This window comes from Chitinivibrionales bacterium, assembly GCA_035516255.1.
Classification (GTDB): Bacteria; Fibrobacterota; Chitinivibrionia; order Chitinivibrionales; family FEN-1185; genus FEN-1185.
The window spans coordinates 59,261-78,635 of sequence record DATJAL010000061.1 but is presented as its reverse complement, the minus strand read 5'-3'; the positions used below and the strand labels follow the sequence as shown (position 1 = coordinate 78,635).

Annotated in this window: 19 protein-coding genes; 10 read left to right on the top strand and 9 right to left on the bottom strand. The window is 54.9% G+C overall.

Annotated features, from left to right (window positions below):
- Nucleotides 1–645: T9SS type A sorting domain-containing protein (locus VLX68_17835; GenBank protein ID HUI94105.1), on the top strand; the 645-nt coding region annotated here is incomplete at its 5' end.
- A gap of 221 nt (nucleotides 646–866) precedes the next feature.
- On the opposite strand, the gene VLX68_17830 is transcribed toward VLX68_17835, so the two are convergent.
- The 3 genes from VLX68_17830 to VLX68_17820 form a co-directional block, all read right to left on the bottom strand.
- Nucleotides 867–2,048 (bottom strand): M20 family metallopeptidase, encoded by a 1,182-nt coding sequence (locus tag VLX68_17830; GenBank protein ID HUI94104.1) that lies wholly within the window; start codon nucleotides 2,046–2,048, stop codon nucleotides 867–869.
- Entirely contained in the window at nucleotides 2,045–2,923 is an 879-nt protein-coding gene (locus VLX68_17825) for a DUF58 domain-containing protein (protein HUI94103.1), read from the bottom strand. Before VLX68_17825 ends, VLX68_17830 begins: the two co-directional genes overlap by 4 nt.
- Nucleotides 2,924–3,408: 485 nt before the next feature.
- Nucleotides 3,409–4,398 (bottom strand): AAA family ATPase, encoded by a 990-nt coding sequence (locus VLX68_17820; GenBank protein HUI94102.1) that lies wholly within the window; start codon nucleotides 4,396–4,398, stop codon nucleotides 3,409–3,411.
- 233 nt (nucleotides 4,399–4,631) lie between these two features.
- Here VLX68_17820 and VLX68_17815 point away from each other — a divergent pair, with 233 nt between their 5' ends.
- From VLX68_17815 to VLX68_17805, 3 genes are all read left to right on the top strand, one after another.
- On the top strand, nucleotides 4,632–4,808 hold the full coding sequence (locus VLX68_17815; protein HUI94101.1) for a hypothetical protein: 177 nt from the start codon (nucleotides 4,632–4,634) through the stop codon (nucleotides 4,806–4,808).
- A 64-nt stretch (nucleotides 4,809–4,872) separates the two neighbouring features.
- A complete protein-coding gene (locus tag VLX68_17810) occupies nucleotides 4,873–5,223 on the top strand; it encodes an STAS domain-containing protein (protein ID HUI94100.1) in 351 nt (116 codons plus the stop codon).
- 2 nt (nucleotides 5,224–5,225) lie between these two features.
- Nucleotides 5,226–6,329, top strand: a complete 1,104-nt coding sequence (locus tag VLX68_17805) for a type I phosphomannose isomerase catalytic subunit (GenBank protein ID HUI94099.1) — start codon at nucleotides 5,226–5,228, stop codon at nucleotides 6,327–6,329.
- A 605-nt stretch (nucleotides 6,330–6,934) separates the two neighbouring features.
- Here VLX68_17805 and VLX68_17800 read toward each other — a convergent pair.
- Both VLX68_17800 and ettA read right to left on the bottom strand, forming a co-directional pair.
- Complete coding sequence (locus VLX68_17800) at nucleotides 6,935–7,786, bottom strand: hypothetical protein (GenBank protein ID HUI94098.1); 852 nt, start codon at nucleotides 7,784–7,786, stop codon at nucleotides 6,935–6,937.
- A gap of 457 nt (nucleotides 7,787–8,243) precedes the next feature.
- Nucleotides 8,244–9,920, bottom strand: a complete 1,677-nt coding sequence (ettA, locus tag VLX68_17795; protein HUI94097.1) for an energy-dependent translational throttle protein EttA — start codon at nucleotides 9,918–9,920, stop codon at nucleotides 8,244–8,246.
- Nucleotides 9,921–10,229: 309 nt separating this feature from the next.
- Between ettA and VLX68_17790 the strand changes: the two genes are divergently transcribed.
- The 6 genes from VLX68_17790 to hypB all read left to right on the top strand — a co-directional run bounded on the left by VLX68_17790 (nucleotide 10,230) and on the right by hypB (nucleotide 15,236).
- Nucleotides 10,230–11,261 (top strand): 4Fe-4S dicluster domain-containing protein, encoded by a 1,032-nt coding sequence (locus VLX68_17790; protein ID HUI94096.1) that lies wholly within the window; start codon nucleotides 10,230–10,232, stop codon nucleotides 11,259–11,261.
- Nucleotide 11,262: 1 nt separating this feature from the next.
- A complete protein-coding gene (locus VLX68_17785; GenBank protein ID HUI94095.1) occupies nucleotides 11,263–12,111 on the top strand; it encodes an FAD/NAD(P)-binding protein in 849 nt (282 codons plus the stop codon).
- 1 nt (nucleotide 12,112) lies between these two features.
- Entirely contained in the window at nucleotides 12,113–12,859 is a 747-nt protein-coding gene (locus tag VLX68_17780) for a hypothetical protein (protein ID HUI94094.1), read from the top strand.
- Nucleotides 12,856–14,136, top strand: a complete 1,281-nt coding sequence (locus VLX68_17775) for a Ni/Fe hydrogenase subunit alpha (protein ID HUI94093.1) — start codon at nucleotides 12,856–12,858, stop codon at nucleotides 14,134–14,136. The genes VLX68_17780 and VLX68_17775 overlap by 4 nt, the downstream gene beginning before the upstream one ends.
- A gap of 121 nt (nucleotides 14,137–14,257) precedes the next feature.
- The gene (locus tag VLX68_17770) at nucleotides 14,258–14,593 is read left to right on the top strand and encodes a hydrogenase maturation nickel metallochaperone HypA (protein ID HUI94092.1); all 336 of its coding nucleotides are present in this window, start codon (nucleotides 14,258–14,260) and stop codon (nucleotides 14,591–14,593) included.
- Complete coding sequence (gene hypB, locus VLX68_17765; GenBank protein HUI94091.1) at nucleotides 14,529–15,236, top strand: hydrogenase nickel incorporation protein HypB; 708 nt, start codon at nucleotides 14,529–14,531, stop codon at nucleotides 15,234–15,236. Before VLX68_17770 ends, hypB begins: the two co-directional genes overlap by 65 nt.
- Before the next feature lie 70 nt (nucleotides 15,237–15,306).
- Here hypB and VLX68_17760 read toward each other — a convergent pair whose 3' ends face one another.
- Genes VLX68_17760 through VLX68_17745 form a run of 4 tightly spaced genes read right to left on the bottom strand, consistent with a single transcriptional unit; the run spans nucleotide 15,307 to nucleotide 19,374 of the window.
- Nucleotides 15,307–16,017, bottom strand: a complete 711-nt coding sequence (locus VLX68_17760) for a DUF72 domain-containing protein (GenBank protein HUI94090.1) — start codon at nucleotides 16,015–16,017, stop codon at nucleotides 15,307–15,309.
- On the bottom strand, nucleotides 16,014–17,630 hold the full coding sequence (gene ligD / locus VLX68_17755) for a non-homologous end-joining DNA ligase (protein HUI94089.1): 1,617 nt from the start codon (nucleotides 17,628–17,630) through the stop codon (nucleotides 16,014–16,016). The genes VLX68_17760 and ligD (VLX68_17755) overlap by 4 nt, the downstream gene beginning before the upstream one ends.
- Nucleotides 17,627–18,532 (bottom strand): non-homologous end-joining DNA ligase, encoded by a 906-nt coding sequence (gene ligD, locus VLX68_17750; GenBank protein HUI94088.1) that lies wholly within the window; start codon nucleotides 18,530–18,532, stop codon nucleotides 17,627–17,629. Before ligD (VLX68_17750) ends, ligD (VLX68_17755) begins: the two co-directional genes overlap by 4 nt.
- Entirely contained in the window at nucleotides 18,529–19,374 is an 846-nt protein-coding gene (locus VLX68_17745; protein HUI94087.1) for a Ku protein, read from the bottom strand. The genes ligD (VLX68_17750) and VLX68_17745 overlap by 4 nt, the downstream gene beginning before the upstream one ends.
- Nucleotide 19,375 lies beyond the last annotated feature (1 nt).

Below are 19,375 nucleotides of genomic sequence, written 5' to 3'. Positions count from 1 at the left end.
TCCTGCGGAGAGATTGAAATATATGATCAAAAAACGGGCCCTCGACAATCCAGCACAGCTCCCGGTGACAGTGGCTATGTTGTATCTTGCGATTTTAAAGGAGACTCGGTCCCCCTAGTCTATAATTCAAAGATGCATAATTATACGGAATGTTTATGTAGCAACTATCACTTGTATGCCATTGAGTGGGACTCTCTCGGAATAAAGTATTTCTTCGACGAAAACAAATTCTGGGAATATGATACAATCAATGCAAGTTACAACTTTCCTTCATTTCATCAGCCGTTCTACTTTATCGCCAATGTTACTGTTTATGCATCACCTTATCCTATCGACACCTCAATTTTCCCCCAGAAGATGTACCTCGACTACGTCCGCGTCTACCAGAAAAGCACGCAAACAATTAATAGTCCCCAAAAGCGCGGGCTTGAAAGCATGACTTTGGAGAACTCCTCAAAAGCAAGGCTCAAAGTGTACGACCTCCAAGGACGTCTGATCGCCAATTATTTGGACATCACAAGATTCTTGAAGCCCGGCGGAAACATGCTGAAAGGCGTATCATCCACTTTACATGCCGGAGTGTATTTAGTCAGTCTCTTTGACGGCGGAGTGACATTTTCGGAAAGGTTGGTTGTCCAGAACTAAAGTTTATGCTTCCACACGGTGACCTGCCGCAGATGGATCGCTAGCCACCCGGGACTCCGCAAACCATAGGAATCCGGCGCCAAAGAGGGGGTGTGGGTGCGGATCGCCGCCGCCTCCGGCATTCGATCTTCTTTTTTATTGTGAAGGAGGCGGCGGAAGCCGCACCCCAGGGGGAGACCTCCCCCGCTAATTTAATTCGCATATAGGCGAGTCACTCAATTTTATTCCAGGCCCAACATTTCCATCACCATCGCCGCGTGCACCTTTATGCCGGTCAGTATCGCCCCCTCGTCCGGCGAAAATTCCGCAGTGTGGATTCCAGGCACCTTTTTCCTGTTCTTCGGCCGCACGCCGAGGTGGAAATACACGCCGGGCGCCTTTTTCTGGAAACTGGAAAAATCTTCGGCGAGCATGACCGGTTTTATGCGCCAGGTCACCCTTCCCTTTCCAAGTATTTTCGACAGCACGCGGAAGGCGCGTCGTGCCAGCGCTGGATTGTTGAATCCCGGGGGATATGATTTGTCAAACAACACTTCCACGCGCGCTTTGTGTTTTCGCGCAATTGATTCCATCAGGCGTTTTGATTTTCGCATGAGCGACAACAGGTGCGGTTCCGACATGTCGCGCATGGTGCCGCCAAAGTAAGCCTGCTCGGGAATAATGTTATACTTGGTGCCGGCGCTGATTTTCCCCACGGTCACGATGCACGGGTCGCGGCGCGACGATTCCTTTTTGGCAAGCTTGGCCAGGCCGGCCACCATGTCGGCCGCGGCAACAATGGGATCGATCGCCTTTTCAGGCTCTGCGCCGTGGCCGCCCTTGCCTTTCACCACGACGTCGAAGTCGACCACGCCGGCGTAGTCGGGCCCGTTCTTGATCGCCACGGTGCCGCTTTGGTGCTCGGGGTTCACGTGAAGGCCGAACACCGCGCTCGCGCGCGAGGGAAAAGCCCCTTCCCTGATCATGGCGACGGCCCCGCCGGGCGCGCTCTCTTCGCTCGGCTGGAACAGAAACACCACCGTGCCCTTCCATTGGTCCCGCAGCGCCGCCAATGCGCGGGCCGCGCCCGCAAGGATGGCGGTGTGCATGTCGTGGCCGCAGGCGTGCATCACGCCGTTATTGACTGAAGAGAATGCGAGCCCGGTTTTTTCGATGATGGGAAGCGCATCCATGTCGGCCCTGAGCGCGACGGTCTTTCCCTTGCCGTTCTTCAGGGACGCCACCACGCCGGTTTTGTTGCAGCAGAGCTTCGGAGAAAGGCCCACGGAGAGAAGCTCGCGGCGCACGCGGGCAGCGGTGGCCAGTTCCCGGCCCGAAAGCTCGGGCCTGCGGTGAATTTCCCGCCGCAGCCTTACGGCCGGGGCAAAGGCCTTTTGCGCGGCCGCGGCTATCGCGTTTTTCACCGGTACATTTTCTCCCGTTTCCTGAAGAACTTGACAAGGGGGTCAACGTAGTCGGCGCCGGTGGAGACGCGGATCTCGTCGATGCCGTTGGCGCGGAAGAAGCCCGACAGCTCGGCGCGCCGCCTCTCCGATTCCTTTTCGAAGGCCCTGCGCAGGTTCTTGTCGCGTGTGTCAATAAGCATGGTCCTGCCGGTTTCCGGGTCGGCCAGCTCGATGAGGCCCACGTCGGGAAGACGCTGCTCGCGCGGGTCGGAAACGCTCACCGCAACGAAATCGTGGCGCCTGCCCGCCACGCGGATGGGCACCTCGAATCCCGGCGACAGGAAATCGGACACCAAAAACACTACCGATTTCTTAGTGAGCACGCGGTTGAGGAACTCCACGGCCGCCGCAACGTTGGTGCCGGCCTTTGCGGGCCTGAAATAGAGCAGCTCGCGGATCACGCGCAGCACGTGGTTCTTGCCTTTTTTGGGCGGTATGTATTTCTCGACGTCGGAGGTGAAGATGATGAGGCCCACGCGGTCGTTGTTCTTGATTGCCGAGAACGCGAGCAGCGCGCACAGCTCCACCGCGGTCTCGTCCTTGAAGCGTGACACCGAACCGAAGCGGCCCGACGAGCTCGCGTCCACGAGGAGCATTACCGTGAGCTCGCGCTCCTCCACGTGCTTCTTGACATAGGGCTGTCCCATGCGCGCCGTGACGTTCCAGTCGATGTTGCGCACGTCGTCGCCCTCCGTGTAGGTGCGTACCTCCGAGAACTCCATGCCGCGGCCCTTGAACACGCTCTGGTACTCGCCCGACAGGATGGACTCCACGATGCTTCTTGTCCTGATTTCAATGCGCCGGACGTTTTGGAGTACTTCTCTTGGAATCATACTAGTCCGTTACCATTTAAAAAAATTGGGCGTTTCCCCGCTTCGCAGGGCCGGCCGTCCTTCCGGTCTCGGCTTTGCCTCCGGCTGCCACGGCCCCTCTATGCCTGACGGCGAGGGCCGGACAGCACCGCGCTCCAGCGCGGCCTCCAGTCCTGCCTAACGCTTGGCAAATGGTAATTTCCACTTTGGCTTTACGCGCAAAGCACGGCTAACTTCTAGAAAACTTGACCAACTTAAAATCCGCAGATTACCCGATACCGATACAATGTTCTCTTCTTCCGCCGAATTAAAGTGGGGCCTGTCACTGCTCTATCGCCAGCCACCATGCTGTCTGCGCATCACAAAAGTATCAGCGCCCAAGAGGGGGTGTGGGTGCAGATCACCGCAGCCTCCCGGTTTTATTTTTCCATTTAAGCAAGGGAGGCTGCGGAAGCTGCACCCCAGGGGGAGACTTCCCCCGCAAAAACTCTTATCAAGACTATTTACTACGGCACTTCCACACTGTCAAATATCTTCTGAATAATATCTTCCGGCGTAATGTTTTCCGCCTCCGCCTCGTAGGTGAGCAGCACCCGGTGCCTTAGCACGTCCATGCCCACCGACTTGATGTCTTCCGGCGTGACGTAGCCCCTGCCGCGGATGAAGGCGTGCGCGCGCGCGACCTGCGCGAGAAACAAAGTGGCGCGCGGCGATGCGCCGTAGGCGATGAGGTCCTTGAGGTCCTTCTGGCCGGCCTTCTCCGGCTCGCGCGTCGCAAATGTCAAGGCAATGATGTAGTCCTCCACCTTGGGGTCCATGTAGATCTCGTTGACCACGCCGCGCGCGCGGAAGATCTTGTCGACCGTGATCACCTTGGCCACTTCGGGGATTTCGCCCTTTCCCATCCTGGCAAGAATCGCCTTTTCCTCCTCCCGGGTGGGATACACGATCTTGAGCTTGAGCATGAACCGGTCGACCTGCGCCTCGGGAAGCGGGTAGGTTCCCTCCTGCTCGATGGGGTTCTGCGTCGCGAGAACGAGAAATGGCTCGGCAAGCGGGTATGTGGTGTCGCCGATGGTGACAGTCCGCTCCTGCATCGCCTCGAGCAGCGCGCTCTGCACCTTTGCCGGCGCGCGGTTGATTTCGTCGGCGAGAATGATGTTGGCGAAGATCGGTCCCTTCTTGGGAACGAACTCGCCGGTCTTCTGGTTGTAGATCATGGTGCCAACCAAATCGGCAGGCAGCAAATCGGGCGTGAACTGGATGCGCTGGAACTTCGTGTCGATGATTTTTGCCAGCGTCGATATCGCCAGGGTCTTCGCGAGTCCCGGCACGCCTTCCAGAAGAATGTGGCCGCGCGAAAGAAGCCCGATCAGAAGCCGGTCGAGCATTTTCGACTGTCCCACGATCACCTTGCCCATCTCGCTGCGCAGCAGGGTGACAAAACTGCTCTCCTCCTTGATTTTGTCGTTCAACACTGCAATGTCAACGCTCATCGCCCGCGTCCTTTCCTGAAAAAGATTGATTTTTTTGGTCGTTATTGATAATCTTAAAAAGGTAAATATTACGATATTCAAAGATAATTATTTTCTGAACAAACGGCGCAGAAATATGTAAAACATGCTTCCGCAACATGCCGGTTGTCACAAAGGAAAGAATATTGTAATTTAATAAAGATCACCAGTGATGCGCCCGAGTAAGGTTTCGTCACCGGTAAACGGAGCGATACATGACAGGCCTTATTGTATGGGCTTCCCGTATTCTTGTTTTGTATGTCATCATCAGAATAGCATATTCTCTATTTATAAAAAAACGGTCTCCGCAAGGACAAAAGAAGCAGGAAACGGCGCAACGGTTCGACGCGCAAGGCAAAAAAATCGAGGACGCCGAGTTCAAAGAACTCTGAACCGGATCACGTCCCCGGATATCGGGATCCGCCTGTTTGAAACACGCACGCGAGGAGGATTTCCTTGGAATTGAAATTCACCGACATCGGCACCTACAAGGTCATCAAGATCAGCGGAAAGGTCGACTGGGAAAATGCGCGCACGCTCGACCGGGAGATCCAGCGGATCATCGACGGCGGCTGCTCGCACATCGCCTTTGCCCTCGACGAGGTGTCTTTCATCTGTTCGGGCGGCATCGGCGCGCTCGTGTACAACCTCAACAAGGTGAAGAAAATGGGCGGCGCCATGTACATCATCTCGGCAAACGAATACGTCAATTACATCCTGGAGACCCTCAAGTTCGACATCGTCTTCGACGGATTCCTCTTCTCGTCGTTCGACGAATTCAAGAACCAGATCATCGAAAAGGACTAGCGGTGACCGATGTTTCGCGCGTGACTCCTCTGCGCTTCTCCCCCATTCTCAAGGAAAAAATCTGGGGCGGTGCCGCGATCGGACGCGTGTTTTGCAAGGCCGCGCCGCCCGACGCGGCCATCGGCGAATCGTGGGAACTCTCCGGCATGCGCGGGAACGAATCCGTCGCCCTGACAGAGCCCTATGCGGGCAAAACCCTCCCGGAAATTCTCGCCTCAGGGCACGACGCGATTGTCGGCGCCATTCCCCGGTACAAGGGATTCCCCCTTTTGTACAAATTCATCGATTCGCACGCAAAGCTTTCGGTGCAGGTGCATCCCGACGACGCGCAGGCAAAGGCGCTCGGCCTCGGCGATTTCGGAAAAAGCGAATGCTGGTACATCATCAGCGCCGAGCTCGGCGCCCAAGTGGTGTGCGGGGTCAAAAAAGGCGTGAGTCGCGACGACCTCAGGGATGCCGCAGGTTCGGACAAAATAGTCCCGCTCCTCAATTTCGTGGACGTCGCCGCCGGCGATGTGGTGTTTGTTCCGGGCCGCACCGTGCACGCCGTGCTCGGCGGTGTTTTGTTTTACGAAGTGCAGGAAACCTCCGACACTACCTTCCGGCTTTACGACTGGGACCGCCTTGACAAAAGCTGCATGCCCCGCGATTTGCACGTGAGGGAATCGCTGGAAATCGTCGACACGACCTGGCACCAGTTCCATAAAATCCCTCCCGCGACGGTCGATAAAACCGCCGCGTTCAGCCATTCGTTCCGCGTCGCCTGCCGCTATTTCGCTCTGGAAGAATACCTGTTTTCCCATTCAGCGAAGGTTCCCTTGCCCGCCAAACGCTCGTTCCGCGTGATAACAGTATGCAACGGGGATATACGGCTTGAAGATAAACACTCCTCCACGACTTTGCAAAAAGGTGATACCGTGCTTGTTCCCGCATGCCTCACCAAGATCAAAATAACTACTGAGGCCGGCGCAACAGTGCTTGTTTCCTCGGTTCCCGATTTGCTCTCCGAGGTTGTCGAGCCGCTCAAAGAAAAAGGCGTCTCTTCTGATGCTATTGTTCAGCTCGGGGGGAATCCGGAGACGAGTGATCTTGCGGTACTAGTATAACCCAATTTCCAAAGAAAAGTTTGCCACGGAGACGCGGGAACGGTTCTTCGGATTTCCCCCTTATAAAGATTCGCGTAAACCGTTTCAGACCCTGCTCAATTATGCAAGACCACGTTGGACTTTAATTCATCAAGCAAGTCTTTGAATCCAATCAGACATCAACGTCAAATCCATTAAACAACCAATTTGTCTCACTGAGTTGATTGATTGGGAGGATAAAACCGGTTTCGGGCAATATCAATGAAGTTTCCGGCGTAATTCTTATAAAATAAAGGAGGTAAAATATGTATTTAAGAAAAATATTACTATCGTCGATGCTGGTGATTTTTGCCGGTGCGGGAGTTGCTTTGGCCGGGAGCCCGGGACCGTCTGGAACAATGTCGGAAAAGGTAAAGCCTGACAATTGTCAGTGCGTGAACACGGAAAACAGCCAGAATTCAAGTTCGAATTCCGGTAATGCAGTGAGCACGTCCGCCAAGGCCGGCAAAACGAGGCCTGCCGACCAGGTCAATTGGGACAAGGTTTTTGGTTGGACAGGATAAAGGGTACATAGCAAGTGTCGGACATGAGGGATCTAAAGAGCGGTCCCTCATGTTGTTTTTTGGTCAAAACTCGTACTGTATTTTCCATGTGACGTGGTCGCAAGATTTTATTTCCGTCTCAAGATACGGTTCAAATGAAAACGTGTTGTCATTTGCCCACACCGGAATAAACGACGGGATATAATTGCATCTTACAATAACCTTTTCAACAAGGGGATGCAACTGTTTTGCGGAAAATATTCCTGTATTGTCAATTATGAGCGGCTGATACAGGCCTTTTTTCCAGTTATAGCCGGGCTTCAATTCAATATAGCCTTCATCATTAATGGAAAATCCCGGATTATTAGGGACTGAAACAGAACCGCTGATCCGGCAGGCGACATTGTTTTTTGGAAAAGGAAAGAACGGATGCGGGAACCAGCGAAGCGGCAAAGGATCCCTCCCATTATTTGAGAGATTTGTTTTGGACTCGACATTTCTTTCTTGCAGCGATACGGACCGGGTTATTGAAGTATCCCACTTATCAAATACCTGCCGTGTTCGCATGGTGATTGCACCGGCCATTTGATCAATGTCCCACTTTGCGAATTCCTTCACTGCGGGATTGTCACGGACGTGAAACGGCGTTTTAGGGCTCGTGCGGGTCACTATTCCGACGCCAAGCACGCAAACATCCTCGCCTATCGCGGCTTTTTCCTCGTTCAATGCGGTTAGAAAAACCTCAGGCGCCCCCTGACCGTCAAAAGAATTAAATCCGCCGTCCGGATAAGTTGGTCCCGAAAGAAGATCACCGATTATGTTATCTCTGACCTGAAAAATATACCCGCCGGTACAGTACCGGGATCCGAGCAATTTAAGGTCCGCAAATGGATCAACAAGCTCTAAGCAAAGTTGCGCATTTTCTAGTTTAAGCATATAATTCAATTGCTTATGACTATCAATTTAATATCCAAAATCCGCAATAATATACCTCAAGCGCCCGTATTTAGTATGGCTGCGAGTAGTTGGTATTTATCGGTTGAAAGTGGTACACAGTTCCTCAGTACCTCCTTCATTCTTAAAAAGGGCGAACCTGCCGCATGCAGCCGCGGCAGGTTTTTTTTTATCAATATTCTCAGCAATTTATACTAGCATTGTATCGTAGTACAATTGACTGCAGTTAGTAGTAGTTAGTGAACCTCCTTTAGGTGATGGTGAAAACCCGCCGGTTGCAGTCGCCGGTGGGTTTATTATTCAAAGGCATTTCAAATTGTTTGACCCATTATTACGATATTTTTTCGCGGAGATATGACGAGCGAGATTATTCTATCGTGTTAATAGTATCAGCACCGATTGGAATCATCAAAAATACCCATCCGGTAAAGAATTCTCGTCACCTTACGAGCTTTTTATACTTTATCCTCCTCGGCTGATCGGCGTCGATCCCCAGCCGCGCCCGTTTTGCCTCCTCGTAGTCCGCGAAGTTGCCCTCGAACCAGTGCGCCTGGCTTTCGCCCTCGAATGCCAGGATGTGCGTGGCGATACGGTTGAGAAACCACCGGTCGTGCGTGATCACGACTACGCAGCCGGAAAAATCGAGGATGGCCTGTTCGAGCGCCTGGAGCGTCTCCACGTCGAGGTCGTTGGTGGGCTCGTCGAGCAGGAGCACGTTGCCGCCGGTCTGGAGCAGCTTGGCAAGATGCACGCGGTTGCGCTCCCCGCCCGAGCAGTCTCTGATGGGCTTCTGCTGGTCGGAGCCTGAAAAATTGAACCGGCCCACGTAGGCGCGCGAATTCATTTCCAGCTTGCCGAGCCGGATGATGTCCTGGCCGCCCGTGATCTCCTGGAATATGGTGTTTTCCGGGTTAAGCGCGTCGCGGTTCTGGTCGACGTAGGAGAGCTTCACTGATTCTCCTATGACAAGCCGGCCCGCGTCGGCTTTTTCCTGCCCCGTGATGATTTTGCAGAGCGTGGTTTTTCCCGCGCCGTTGGGACCGATGATGCCCACGATGCCGGCGCGCGGCAGGCTGAAATTCATGTTTTCGAATAAGAGTTTATCGCCGTATGCCTTGACAAGGTTTTCCGAGCGAATCACCAGGTCGCCGAGACGCGGGCCGTGCGGGATGACGATGGTTGCGGTGGTGAGTTTTTCCGGCGTCTCCCGGCTCCGCAGCTCCTCGTACGCGTTGAGGCGCGCCTTGCCCTTGGCCTGCCTTGCCTTTTGGGAAAGATGGATCCAGTCGAGTTCTTTCTTGAGGCGCGCCTGCCGGTACGTTTCCTCGCGCTCTTCCTGCGCCATTCTCTGCGTTTTCTGCCCAAGCCAAGACGAGTAATTTCCCTGCCATGGAATTCCCCGTCCTCTGTCGAGCTCGAGGATCCACCCTACCACATTGTCAAGAAAGTAACGGTCGTGCGTCGTGAGGATGACCGAGCCCTTATATTCCCTCAGATGCCGCTCGAGCCAGGCGACCGATTCGGCGTCGAGGTGGTTGGTGGGCTCGTCGAGCAGAAGAAGATCTGGTTCCTCCAGCAGAAGCCGACACAATGCCACGCGCCGTTTTTCGCCTCCCGACAGCGTGGCGACCTTCGCGTCTGCAGGCGGCAGGCGCAGCGCGTCCATGGCGATTTCCATGTGGCGGTCGAGCTCCCAAAGGTCCTGCGTATCGATCTCATCCTGCAGCCGCGCCTGCCGGTCGAGCAGCTTCTGCATTTCTTCGTCGGACATCGGCTCGCCGAATTTCGCGGAAACGTCCTCGAACTCCTTAAGCAAACCGCGCTGTCGCGCCACGGCCTTTTCAACATTTCCCTTTACGTCAATACTCTCGTCGAGCGCCGGCTCCTGCGGCAAATAGCCAACGGTGCGGCCCTGCTCGATCCACGCCTCGCCGAGAAATTCCTTGTCGATCCCCGCCATGATGCGCATGAGCGTGCTCTTGCCCGATCCGTTGATGCCGATGATGCCGATCTTGGCGCCGTAGTAAAACGACAGTGAAATTTCCTTAAGCACCTCCTTTTTAGGAGGATAGACTTTGGTCATTTTGTACATATAGTAAACGAACTTCTCTGGCATTATCGGATATCCTTTTCTTGATGAACTTTCCCGACAAGATAAAATACGTTGGTGTGAAGATTAAAATGGTTATTTAGGAGATCGCATTTCCGGCTCGCAATGCCGCCTTTATGCCCGTCATGCATCATCAGGGAATACGCTTTACCGTATTTACCATCAGTAAGATTGAATAGTTCTTATCCCCTTTAACTAAACCCGTCAATCAATTATTTTAACGCTTCTTGGACAGCTGATTTTTCGTGACATTTTTCACACTTTGTAAAAAGATTTTCCCGGCATTTATCCCGACCCTAAAGGGGAGACATCTGTATGGAACTCCTGCAAATATCAAAAAAAGACCTTCTTGACTTTATCGGAACACTCGTTGCCGGGCCGCTTGACGTGATCGGACCGGTGCAGCGGGACGGCCGGTTCGTCTATGAAAAACTCGGCGGCGCGAAAAGCCTGCGCCTTGACTTTGACGAAACGCTCTACTCTCCAAAGAACTATGTATTTCCGTGCAGGGAAACACTGCTGTCGTACGAGCCGGGCGACGCTTCGTCGTGTAAACCGGTGCTTGAAGATGGCGGCCGGGTGATTATCGGAATTCATCCCGGAGACCTCGCCGCAATCGCCATGCTTGACAAAGCATTCAGCGAGGAAAACGTTGACGCGCATTATTGCGAGCGCAGGGAAAAAACCATTCTCATCGGCATTTATCCCACGAAACCGGGAAAATACCGGTTCACCTCCTCGATGATAAAGCCCGAAGAACCGTATCTTGCGGCCGACGCTTTTCTGATTGATGTGGGCGGCGATTTGTACGCCGTGGAGATCGTGAGCGAAAACGGCAAGGAATTCTTCTCGAACAGCAAGGCGAAACCGGCCCCGGGCGAAATGAAAACAAAAACGGAGAAAATGAAGACCGCGGTGAAGGACGGCGTTTCCCTTTCTGTAAAGCGTGACGAGCTTCCAAAATTCCTTGAAGGCAAGGAACGTCATCCGGTGTGGGAAAAGCGGGGCGAGAAATGCTTCTCGTGCGGGTCGTGCGTGATGGTGTGCCCCACGTGCTACTGCTTTGACGTGCTTGACGAACTCGACTTGTCGCTCGCCTCGGGCAGCCGCGTGCGCAAGTGGGACGCGTGCGTGCTCGAGCCGTTCGCCGTGTGCGCGGGCGGCCACAACTTCCGCAAGAAGGCGGCCGACCGCATACGGCACCGGCTGTTCCGCAAACAGAAATTCCTGTTCGAGCTTTTCGGGCTTCCGGGCTGCGTGGGCTGCGGCAGGTGCAAGAAGGCCTGCGTGCCCGACATCGCGTATCCGCCCGACATCGACAACGACATCATAGGAAAGGGGGCATAGCATGTGCGAAAGCTGCGGATGCCATGACCATGATTCACTGTATATGCCCCAGGTGGCGACCATTGTAAAAACAAGTCCCATGACCAACAGGGACCGTTTCTTCGAGTTCAAGATTGACGGAAAAGAACTCGGGCACAGGCCGGGCCAGTTCGCAGAGCTGTCGATCCCCGGCATCGGCGAGGCGCCCATTTCCGTTTCGTCGTCCCCCACCAAAAAGGGGAGCTTCGAAATGGTGATCCGCAGGGTGGGAAAGGTCACCGCCGCGCTCCACGGCCTCAAGGCCGGCGACACCATCGGCGTGCGCGGGCCCTACGGCACGCATTTCCCCCTCGACGAACTCAAGGGAAAAGACCTGGTCATCTTCGGCGCGGGCATCGGCCTGGTCCCGCTGCGGTCCGCCATCAACTACATTCTTGACAAGAGAGACGATTACGGCAAGTTCTTCCTGCTCTGCGGCTTCACCGACGCGTCGCAGCGTCTGTTCACCGACGAGATGGACCAATGGCGCAAAAACAAGTCCATCACGTTCCTGGAAACCCTCGACCGCGGAGACGCATCGTGGAAGGGTAACATCGGCGTCATCACCACGCTCATTCCCAAGATAAAAGACCAGGTCAACCCCAAGAACACCGTTGCCTTCATCGTGGGGCCGCCGGTCATGTACAAATTCGTGATCCTCGAGCTGCGCTCGATGGGATTCAAGGACCAGAACATCATCGTGTCGCTCGAACGCCGCATGAAATGCGGCGTGGGCAAATGCGGGCACTGCCAGATCGAGGGCATGTACGTGTGCCAGAAGGGCCCGGTGTTCACCCTCGACGGCATTTCGAACCTCGTGGAGGCATTGTAACATGAAACCCAAGGTCGCGTTTTTCGATTTCGCGTGCTGTGAAGGATGCCAGCTCCAGGTAGCCAACCTCGAGGAGGACATCCTCGGGCTCGTCAACATCGTTGACGTAGTGGAATTCCGCGAGGTGCTCACGGGCAAGGCGCCGGCATACGACGTCGCGTTCATCGAGGGCTCGATCACGCGTCCCGAGGACGAGGCGCGCATAAAGGACATCAGGGACCGCAGCAAGCTGCTTGTTGCCTACGGCGCCTGCGCGGCGACGGGGGGCGTCAACAAAATTAAAAACCTGTGGGGAAACATCGACAGGGTGAAAAAAGAAGTGTACGGCAAGGACGCGGCGATGCCGCATCTCGAAACCTATCCGACCAAGGCCGTTCACGAGGTGGTGAAGGTCGATTATTACGTGCACGGCTGTCCCATCACGCGTTCGGAACTGCTCAAGGTGGTCAAGGCGCTTGTGTTCGGCACCACGCCCGACATTCCCGAATATCCCGTGTGCGTCGAGTGCAAGATGCGCGCGAACGAATGTATGTACGACAAGGGCCAGGTGTGCCTCGGGCCGATATCCCGGGCGGGCTGCAATGCCATCTGCCCGAGCAACAATTCACCCTGCGAAGGGTGCCGCGGCGCCGTGCCGAACCCCAATAAAAACGCCATGCATGAAGTTCTTGCCAAATACAACTTGACAATTGAAGATATCAAACGGAAATTCACGTTGTTTGCGGTAGATGCGGAGGCCGGAAAATGAGCTCCAATACCATTCATATCGACGTCCACCACGTGACCCGCGTCGAGGGACACGGCAACATCCTCGTCGATATTGACAAAGGAGAAGTAAAGACCGTGACGTGGAGCGTGCCCGAGGCGCCGCGCTTCTTCGAGGCTATGGTGGTAGGCAGGGACTGCACCGAGGTGGCGACCATCACCTCGCGCATCTGCGGCATCTGCTCCATCGGCCACACGTTCTCGTCGCTCAAGGCAACCGAGGCGGCGCTCGGCGTCACCATTTCCGAGCAGTCGCGCAGGCTGCGCAAAATCCTGAACCACGGCGAAAACCTGCAGAGCCACGTGCTCCACGTGGGATACCTCGCACTGCCCGACCTGCTCAAGGTCGGCAGCGTCATTCCGCTCGCGACCACGCACAAGGACGCGGTGCTCCTTGTTGTCAAGCTGCACCGGCTCGCCAACGAGACCTGCGACATCGTGGGCGGACGCACCACGCACCCCATCCGCACGTGCATCGGCGGGTTCACCAAATTCCCCACTGAAAAGGAGCTTGCAGGGCTCAAGGCAAGGTTCGAGGCTGCGATTCCCGATCTGAAAACGCTTGCCGCGGTGGTAAAATCCGTTGCCGGCGGCCTTCCGAACTTCACGCGCGAGACGGAATATGTTTCTCTCACCGACACGACCGAATACGCGCTGTATGACGGGAAGATCAGGTCCAGCGACGTCAAAGACCCGATTCCCGTGGACGGCTACCTCAAGGTCACCAACGAGTTTATGAATTCGCAGTCGACCGCCAAATGGGCGAAGTTCAACCGCGAATCGTACATGGCCGGCGCGCTCGCGCGGTTCAACAACAACCACACCCAGCTCCCGCCGCTTGCCAAGGCGGTCGCGGCCGACCTCGGCCTCAAGGCGCCGTGCTACAATCCCTACTTCAACACCGTTGCGCAGGTGGTGGAATGCGTGTATTCGGTGGAAAAGACCATCGAGCACCTCGACTGGCTGCTTGACAAAGGGGTCAAGAAGGAAGAGGCCGCATTTGCGCGCCGCGAGGGCCGCGGCGTGGGCGCCGTTGATGTGCCGCGCGGCATTCTATTCCACGATTACACGTACGACAAGCACGGGAAATGCGTCAAGGCCAACTGCATCATCCCCACCAACCAGAACCACGCCAACATCCAGAAGGACATGGACAAGCTCGTACCGCAGTTTGCGGACCGGGGAAAAGATGAGCTCCAGCTTTTGCTCGAGATGCTCGTGCGGGCCTACGATCCGTGCATTTCCTGCTCGACGCATTAAAAGTACGGTTTAAAGTCGGACGTTGAGGGTTGAAAGTTAAGAAATGGAATGTGGGTTTTTACTTTAAACTTTTAATTTCCAACCACATTTTTTCTCCTTCGCTATTATCAAGAAGTATTAAATGCATGAATACTCCGTCGCCACCGAAATCGCCGCCATTGTCAAGCAGACCGCGCAGGGACGCAGCGTAAAAAAAATCACCATCGTGATCGGCACGCTCAGCGGCGTTTTTTCAGAGTCTTTGCTCATGTACCTTGAGATCGTTCTTCCCGACATGGGCATGGACAAAGTGGAAATCGAAACAAAAGAATCCGCGGCGGTCTTCGCTTGCGCCTGCGGGAACGAATACACGGCAACAAACATGGCACTTGCCTGCCCGAAATGCGGCGGATATGAGCGCACTATCAAGGCAGGACAGGACTGCATCGTGGAAAGCATCGAGGTTGAAGATGATTGAGAAAATAAAGCTCAGCAAAAGCGCGCACGCGCTCAACGACGCCGTTGCCCAGAAGAACCGCAATGCGTTCAAGGAGCTTGGTCTCACGGTTTTCAACATGATCAGCTCTCCCGGGTCCGGCAAGACATCGCTCCTGGAGCACCTGGCAAAACGCCTGGGGCAGCGGCTGCTCGTGATTACCGGCGACATACAGACGCAGCTTGACAAGGAAAGAATCGATAAAGCCGGCGCCCGCGCGGTCCAGATCGAGACGCGCGGCTCGTGCCACCTCACCGCTGCCATGATCAACACGGCGGCGCGGCAGCTCTCGTTTTCCGGCGCGGAATACCTCGTCATCGAAAACGTGGGCAACCTGGTGTGCCCGTCGTCGTACGATCTCGGCGAGGACGACAAGATCGCGGTGCTGTCGGTGGCCGAGGGTGACGAGAAACCCATCAAATACCCCACGCTCTTCATCCGGGCCGGCGCGGTGATCATAAACAAGATCGACCTTCTCCCTTACGTCACTTTTGACGTGGCCCGCGCCACGGGTGACATAAGGAAACTAAAGCATGATGCGGAGATTTTCCAGACGTCGTGCAAAACCGGGGAAGGGATTGAGGGCGTTGTTGCTTATTTGAATAAAATAAGGCGAAAAAAATAAGTTTTTCAATCGATAACAAATCCGTAATCATCATTGCACGCTCTATAATGGCAAATGAAGAAGGTCCCGGTCATTTGCTGCCCGTAAGTTCCCTGAACCTTAGCGCCAGCGCCGGCCCCCTCGCCGCGCTGTCGTCCTCATGCTTGAAAAACACGAACGCCGTTTTCCATTTCTGCAATGATATTTTTTTCGCCCATCCGGAAAGATCGCCTTCGGAATAGTCCGGCCTGCGCAAACGCAAATAGCCCCATGAAGTGGTGCCGACAATCTCCTCAACGGACTTCTCGTCCGTGTCTTCCATGCAAAGGCAGCACCCCTTGTCGCGGAGGAGGCCGAAAATTTTCATGTCCATCCACGATGAACTCCTGAAATCGAACGCGCAGGGGATTTTTTCCGGTATCAGGCCAAGGAAATTCCCAAGCGTCTCCGCATCCTGGCGAAAACTGGCCGGGAACTGGAACAGCACGCAGCCGAGCTTTTTGCCCAGCCGGGAAACCGATTTCAAAAAAAACCGGGTTTCCTCTTTCACATTTTTAAGGCGCTTTATGTGCGTGATCATCTGGGGAGCTTTTATCGCGAACATGAATCCCGGTGGCACCTGCTTGGCCCACCCCATGACCACCGGCTCCGTGGGCATGCGGTAAAACGTGTTGTTTACTTCAACGGTCTCGAGGCGGCCGGAATAAAACGAAAGCATTTTGTCCGCGGATATTTTTTCCGGATAGAAATTGCCCTTCCATTCCTTGTAGCCGTAACCGCTCGTACCAACAAAGATTTTCATGGTTGTCCTCTTTCTTTTCCGGTCCTGACAGGTTCCCGCACGGCCTCGTCGGCGCTTTTATCCTCACGAAACCGTATGAATACCGGTTGCCTCATGACGTTGTCTTTTGTCCATTCCGTAAAAGCAAACTCGCCGACCAGGACTGGTTTAACCCAGGTGACGGGGGTCTCTTCCGGCGGTGTGACGCTAAATGGACATTTATTTTGTACCAGAGGCTGGAGCCTTTCATAGAGCGATTTGAGATTTTCCCTGCCGAAACCGCCTCCCGAGTGCCCCACGTAAACCAACGTTCCATGATCGAACGCTCCCAGAACAAGACTGCCGATGTATGTGCGCGACCCGCGCGGGCCGGTGAACCCGGCGATGACGCAATCCTGTTCGAGGCGGTTCTTGATCTTGAGCCAGTCCCTGCTTCTGATTCCCGCGCGGTAGGCGCTCTGAGCATTTTTCGCCATGATGCCTTCCAGCCCTTTTTTCTTCGCGGCTTCAAAAAAAGAAACGCCGTCTTTCCATACGTGGTCACAGAAAACGGCATGCGGCAAGGGGGGCAGTATTGATTTGAGCAGGTCTTTTCTTTTGTAAAGAGGAAGGCCGGTGATGTCACGGCCTTGGTAAAACAACATGTCGAAGACATAGTAGACCAGGCGCCCTTGCGGGGATTTGCGGTAATCCTGGAGCATTTGGAAGTCTGGCTTTCCTTTTTTGTCAAGCACAACAATTTCCCCGTCCAGCACGGCCTCGAACCGCAGTTCCCGCAATGAATCGACGACCGGGGAATATCTGTCCATGAGCGGCAGTTGATTGCGGGAATAAAGCAGAATCTTTTTCCTGTCGATTTCCGCAACCGCGCGGTATCCATCCCATTTGATTTCAAAGATCCATTCAGGATGATTGAACGCTTTTTTTACGCTCGCGGCAAGCATTGGACGGACATGGTGAGGCATTGCCGCCGATCGTCCGTTTTTCACCTCGGCGGCAAGGGATGTATTTTGCCCGCGGCTCGGGCCGGCCGTGTTCCTCCCCGAGAACGCGGCCCGGCCGTCGCCGGATATTTCTTCAAGTGTCTTATTTGACACCACGGAGCGGTCCTGCTTCAGGACATCGGCCGAGGAAACAAACCGGTCTTTTTTCTTCAGCAGCAGCCACGATTTGTCGTCCCAGCGGGTCTTGACAAGGGCAAACTCTCCCTTCAGCTTTCGGCCGGCCGCGGTGAACTTGATGTCCCCTTTTTTCATTCCTTCGAGAATCAGCCGTTCGCTTTCAGATTTTGTTGTTGCCAAAGGATGGCCGTAATAGCCCGTGTCCCAGATCATCACCGCTCCGGCGCCGTAATTTCCCTCCGGGATGACCCCTTCAAAATCCTTGTAGTCAAACGGATGGTCCTCGACCATGACTGCAAGTCTCTTGACGGATGGGTCGAGTGAGGGGCCTTTTGGGACGGCAAAGCTCTTGAGCGCGCCGCCAAGCTCCATGCGCAGGTCGTAATGGAGCCTCCGCGCCGCGTGTTTGTGAACCACAAAAACAAGATGCCGCTCCCAGCTTTTGCCCCTGCGCGGTTCGGGCTCCGGCGTTTCGGCCAGCTTCCGTTTTTTCGTGTATTGCCGCAGCATCATAGATAAGGCAACCGTTGTTTGATTTCAAGAATTTCCCGAAATGAATCGCCGAGCTTTTCAACGCGCCCGATTGCTTCTTCGGCGGTCACCACCAGTTTTTCAGGATCATGTTTTTGTTCCAGCTCCCCGAGTTCCTTCCATCCGAGCGGGAACGAGACCTTTGGCATTTCCTCCGCGCGCAATGAGTAAACGCACACCATGGTCTTTGAGGCATCGTTTTGGGCCCAGTTGATAAACACCTTGTTTTTTCGCGATTCCTTCGCGATGTCCACCGTGACAAGATCGGGATAGTTTTTCCGCAAGGTGACGGCGATCGCTTTTGAAAAGCGTTTGGTTTCATCGAACCCCGCGCCGTTCGAATTAAGGGGCACATAGACGTGAAGCCCTTTTTTCCCGGAGGTTTTTACGCAGCTTGACAGTTTCAAATCGTCAAACAGATTTTTCAAGATGAGCGCCACCCTGGCACAGTCCAGAATGTTCGCCTGCTCGCCGGGGTCAAGGTCAAAGACCACCGAATCCGGGACGCGGGGCGCCGATGTTTTCGCCAGCGGAACGTGGAGTTCGATGGAGGCAAGGTTTTCAACCCAGACAAGAGCTTCCAGGTCGTTTACCACGCAGGCGGTCAGCGTTTTCTTTGAACCGTAAGGAACCTCGGCGGTTTGTATCCACGGCGGACGGTGCGCCGGGCAGCGTTTCTCGAAAAAGAAATCTTTTTCGACGCCGTCGGGGTAGCGCTTGAGCGTCATCGCGCGGTTCTTGAGGTGCGGAAGCATGAACGGCGCGATCCGCGTATAATATTCGAGGACGCGCTCCTTGGAGAAACCGTACGAAGGGTATAGATCTTTTCCGAGGTTTGAAAGCAGCAATTCCCGGTTGTTAATGGTTATTTTCGATTTGTTCATCGGGCCTTCTTCATGGTGCGCATGCTTTTTTCCAGGGCGGCCATGAGGTCGGTCATTCCCCCGCCCGCCTCCTCCTCGATTTCCGGCGCCTCGACCTGGGCTTTTTCCTTAATTTTCTTTTTAAGGATCCTCATGAGCTTTTCCTTGCGCTCGTCTGCGTATTTACCGGGCGAAAAGCCCTTCATCATTTTCTGGATGCCGCCTTTTATGGCGTTCTTTTCCCGGTCGTCAGCGTCTTCTTTTTTCAGTGCGCCGCGGTCCTCAGGGAGCAGCTCGTCGCTGTAGTGGAGCGTGTAAAGGACCAGTGCGCCCTCCCTGCTCGTCACGGTCACGAGGTATTCCCGTTCGTCCAGAACGAATTTCGCGATCCCCGCCCGTTTCGTCTGGCGCATCGCCTCGGCCAGAAGGCTGTAAGACTTCTCGCCGCCCTTGAGCGGGACGAGATAATACGGATGGTCGTAGTACAACGGGTCTATTTCGCTTTCGTCAACGAATTCGGCGATCTCGATGGTCCGGCTCCGCGCGGGCGACACCGATTCCAGCTCCTTGTCGGTCACCATGACGTTTTTACCGGGCGCGATTTCGTATCCCCTGACGGTCTCTTCGGGGGGGACCATCACATTCTCCTCGGGGCAGAACATTTTCCGCTCGAGCGGCGAGTAGTCCTTGCCGTGGAGCATGCGGAAGGAGACGCGTCCGGGCTCCACGGCCCGCACGAGCCGGACCGGGATCGCCACCAGGCTGAAGCTGACGGTCCCGCTCCAGATTCCCAGGCCCGGCGTTTTCTCCGGCAGGTTACCCCTCGCCGCCTTAGGTTTACGGTCGCGCTTATTGGTTTTCATC

What these genes read in the sequence shown, in the direction of transcription:
- ettA (HUI94097.1), bottom strand. Translation starts at nt 9,920, where the DNA reads ATGCCAGAGAAGTTCGTTTACTATATGTACAAAATGACCAAAGTCTAT.
- VLX68_17790 (HUI94096.1), top strand. Translation starts at nt 10,230, where the DNA reads ATGGAACTCCTGCAAATATCAAAAAAAGACCTTCTTGACTTTATCGGA.
- VLX68_17780 (HUI94094.1), top strand. Translation starts at nt 12,113, where the DNA reads ATGAAACCCAAGGTCGCGTTTTTCGATTTCGCGTGCTGTGAAGGATGC.
- VLX68_17820 (HUI94102.1), bottom strand. Translation starts at nt 4,398, where the DNA reads ATGAGCGTTGACATTGCAGTGTTGAACGACAAAATCAAGGAGGAGAGC.
- VLX68_17770 (HUI94092.1), top strand. Translation starts at nt 14,258, where the DNA reads ATGCATGAATACTCCGTCGCCACCGAAATCGCCGCCATTGTCAAGCAG.
- hypB (HUI94091.1), top strand. Translation starts at nt 14,529, where the DNA reads ATGAGCGCACTATCAAGGCAGGACAGGACTGCATCGTGGAAAGCATCG.
- VLX68_17825 (HUI94103.1), bottom strand. Translation starts at nt 2,923, where the DNA reads ATGATTCCAAGAGAAGTACTCCAAAACGTCCGGCGCATTGAAATCAGG.
- VLX68_17785 (HUI94095.1), top strand. Translation starts at nt 11,263, where the DNA reads ATGTGCGAAAGCTGCGGATGCCATGACCATGATTCACTGTATATGCCC.
- VLX68_17760 (HUI94090.1), bottom strand. Translation starts at nt 16,017, where the DNA reads ATGAAAATCTTTGTTGGTACGAGCGGTTACGGCTACAAGGAATGGAAG.
- VLX68_17745 (HUI94087.1), bottom strand. Translation starts at nt 19,374, where the DNA reads ATGAAAACCAATAAGCGCGACCGTAAACCTAAGGCGGCGAGGGGTAAC.
- VLX68_17815 (HUI94101.1), top strand. Translation starts at nt 4,632, where the DNA reads ATGACAGGCCTTATTGTATGGGCTTCCCGTATTCTTGTTTTGTATGTC.
- ligD (HUI94089.1), bottom strand. Translation starts at nt 17,630, where the DNA reads ATGATGCTGCGGCAATACACGAAAAAACGGAAGCTGGCCGAAACGCCG.
- VLX68_17800 (HUI94098.1), bottom strand. Translation starts at nt 7,786, where the DNA reads ATGCTTAAACTAGAAAATGCGCAACTTTGCTTAGAGCTTGTTGATCCA.
- ligD (HUI94088.1), bottom strand. Translation starts at nt 18,532, where the DNA reads ATGAACAAATCGAAAATAACCATTAACAACCGGGAATTGCTGCTTTCA.
- VLX68_17775 (HUI94093.1), top strand. Translation starts at nt 12,856, where the DNA reads ATGAGCTCCAATACCATTCATATCGACGTCCACCACGTGACCCGCGTC.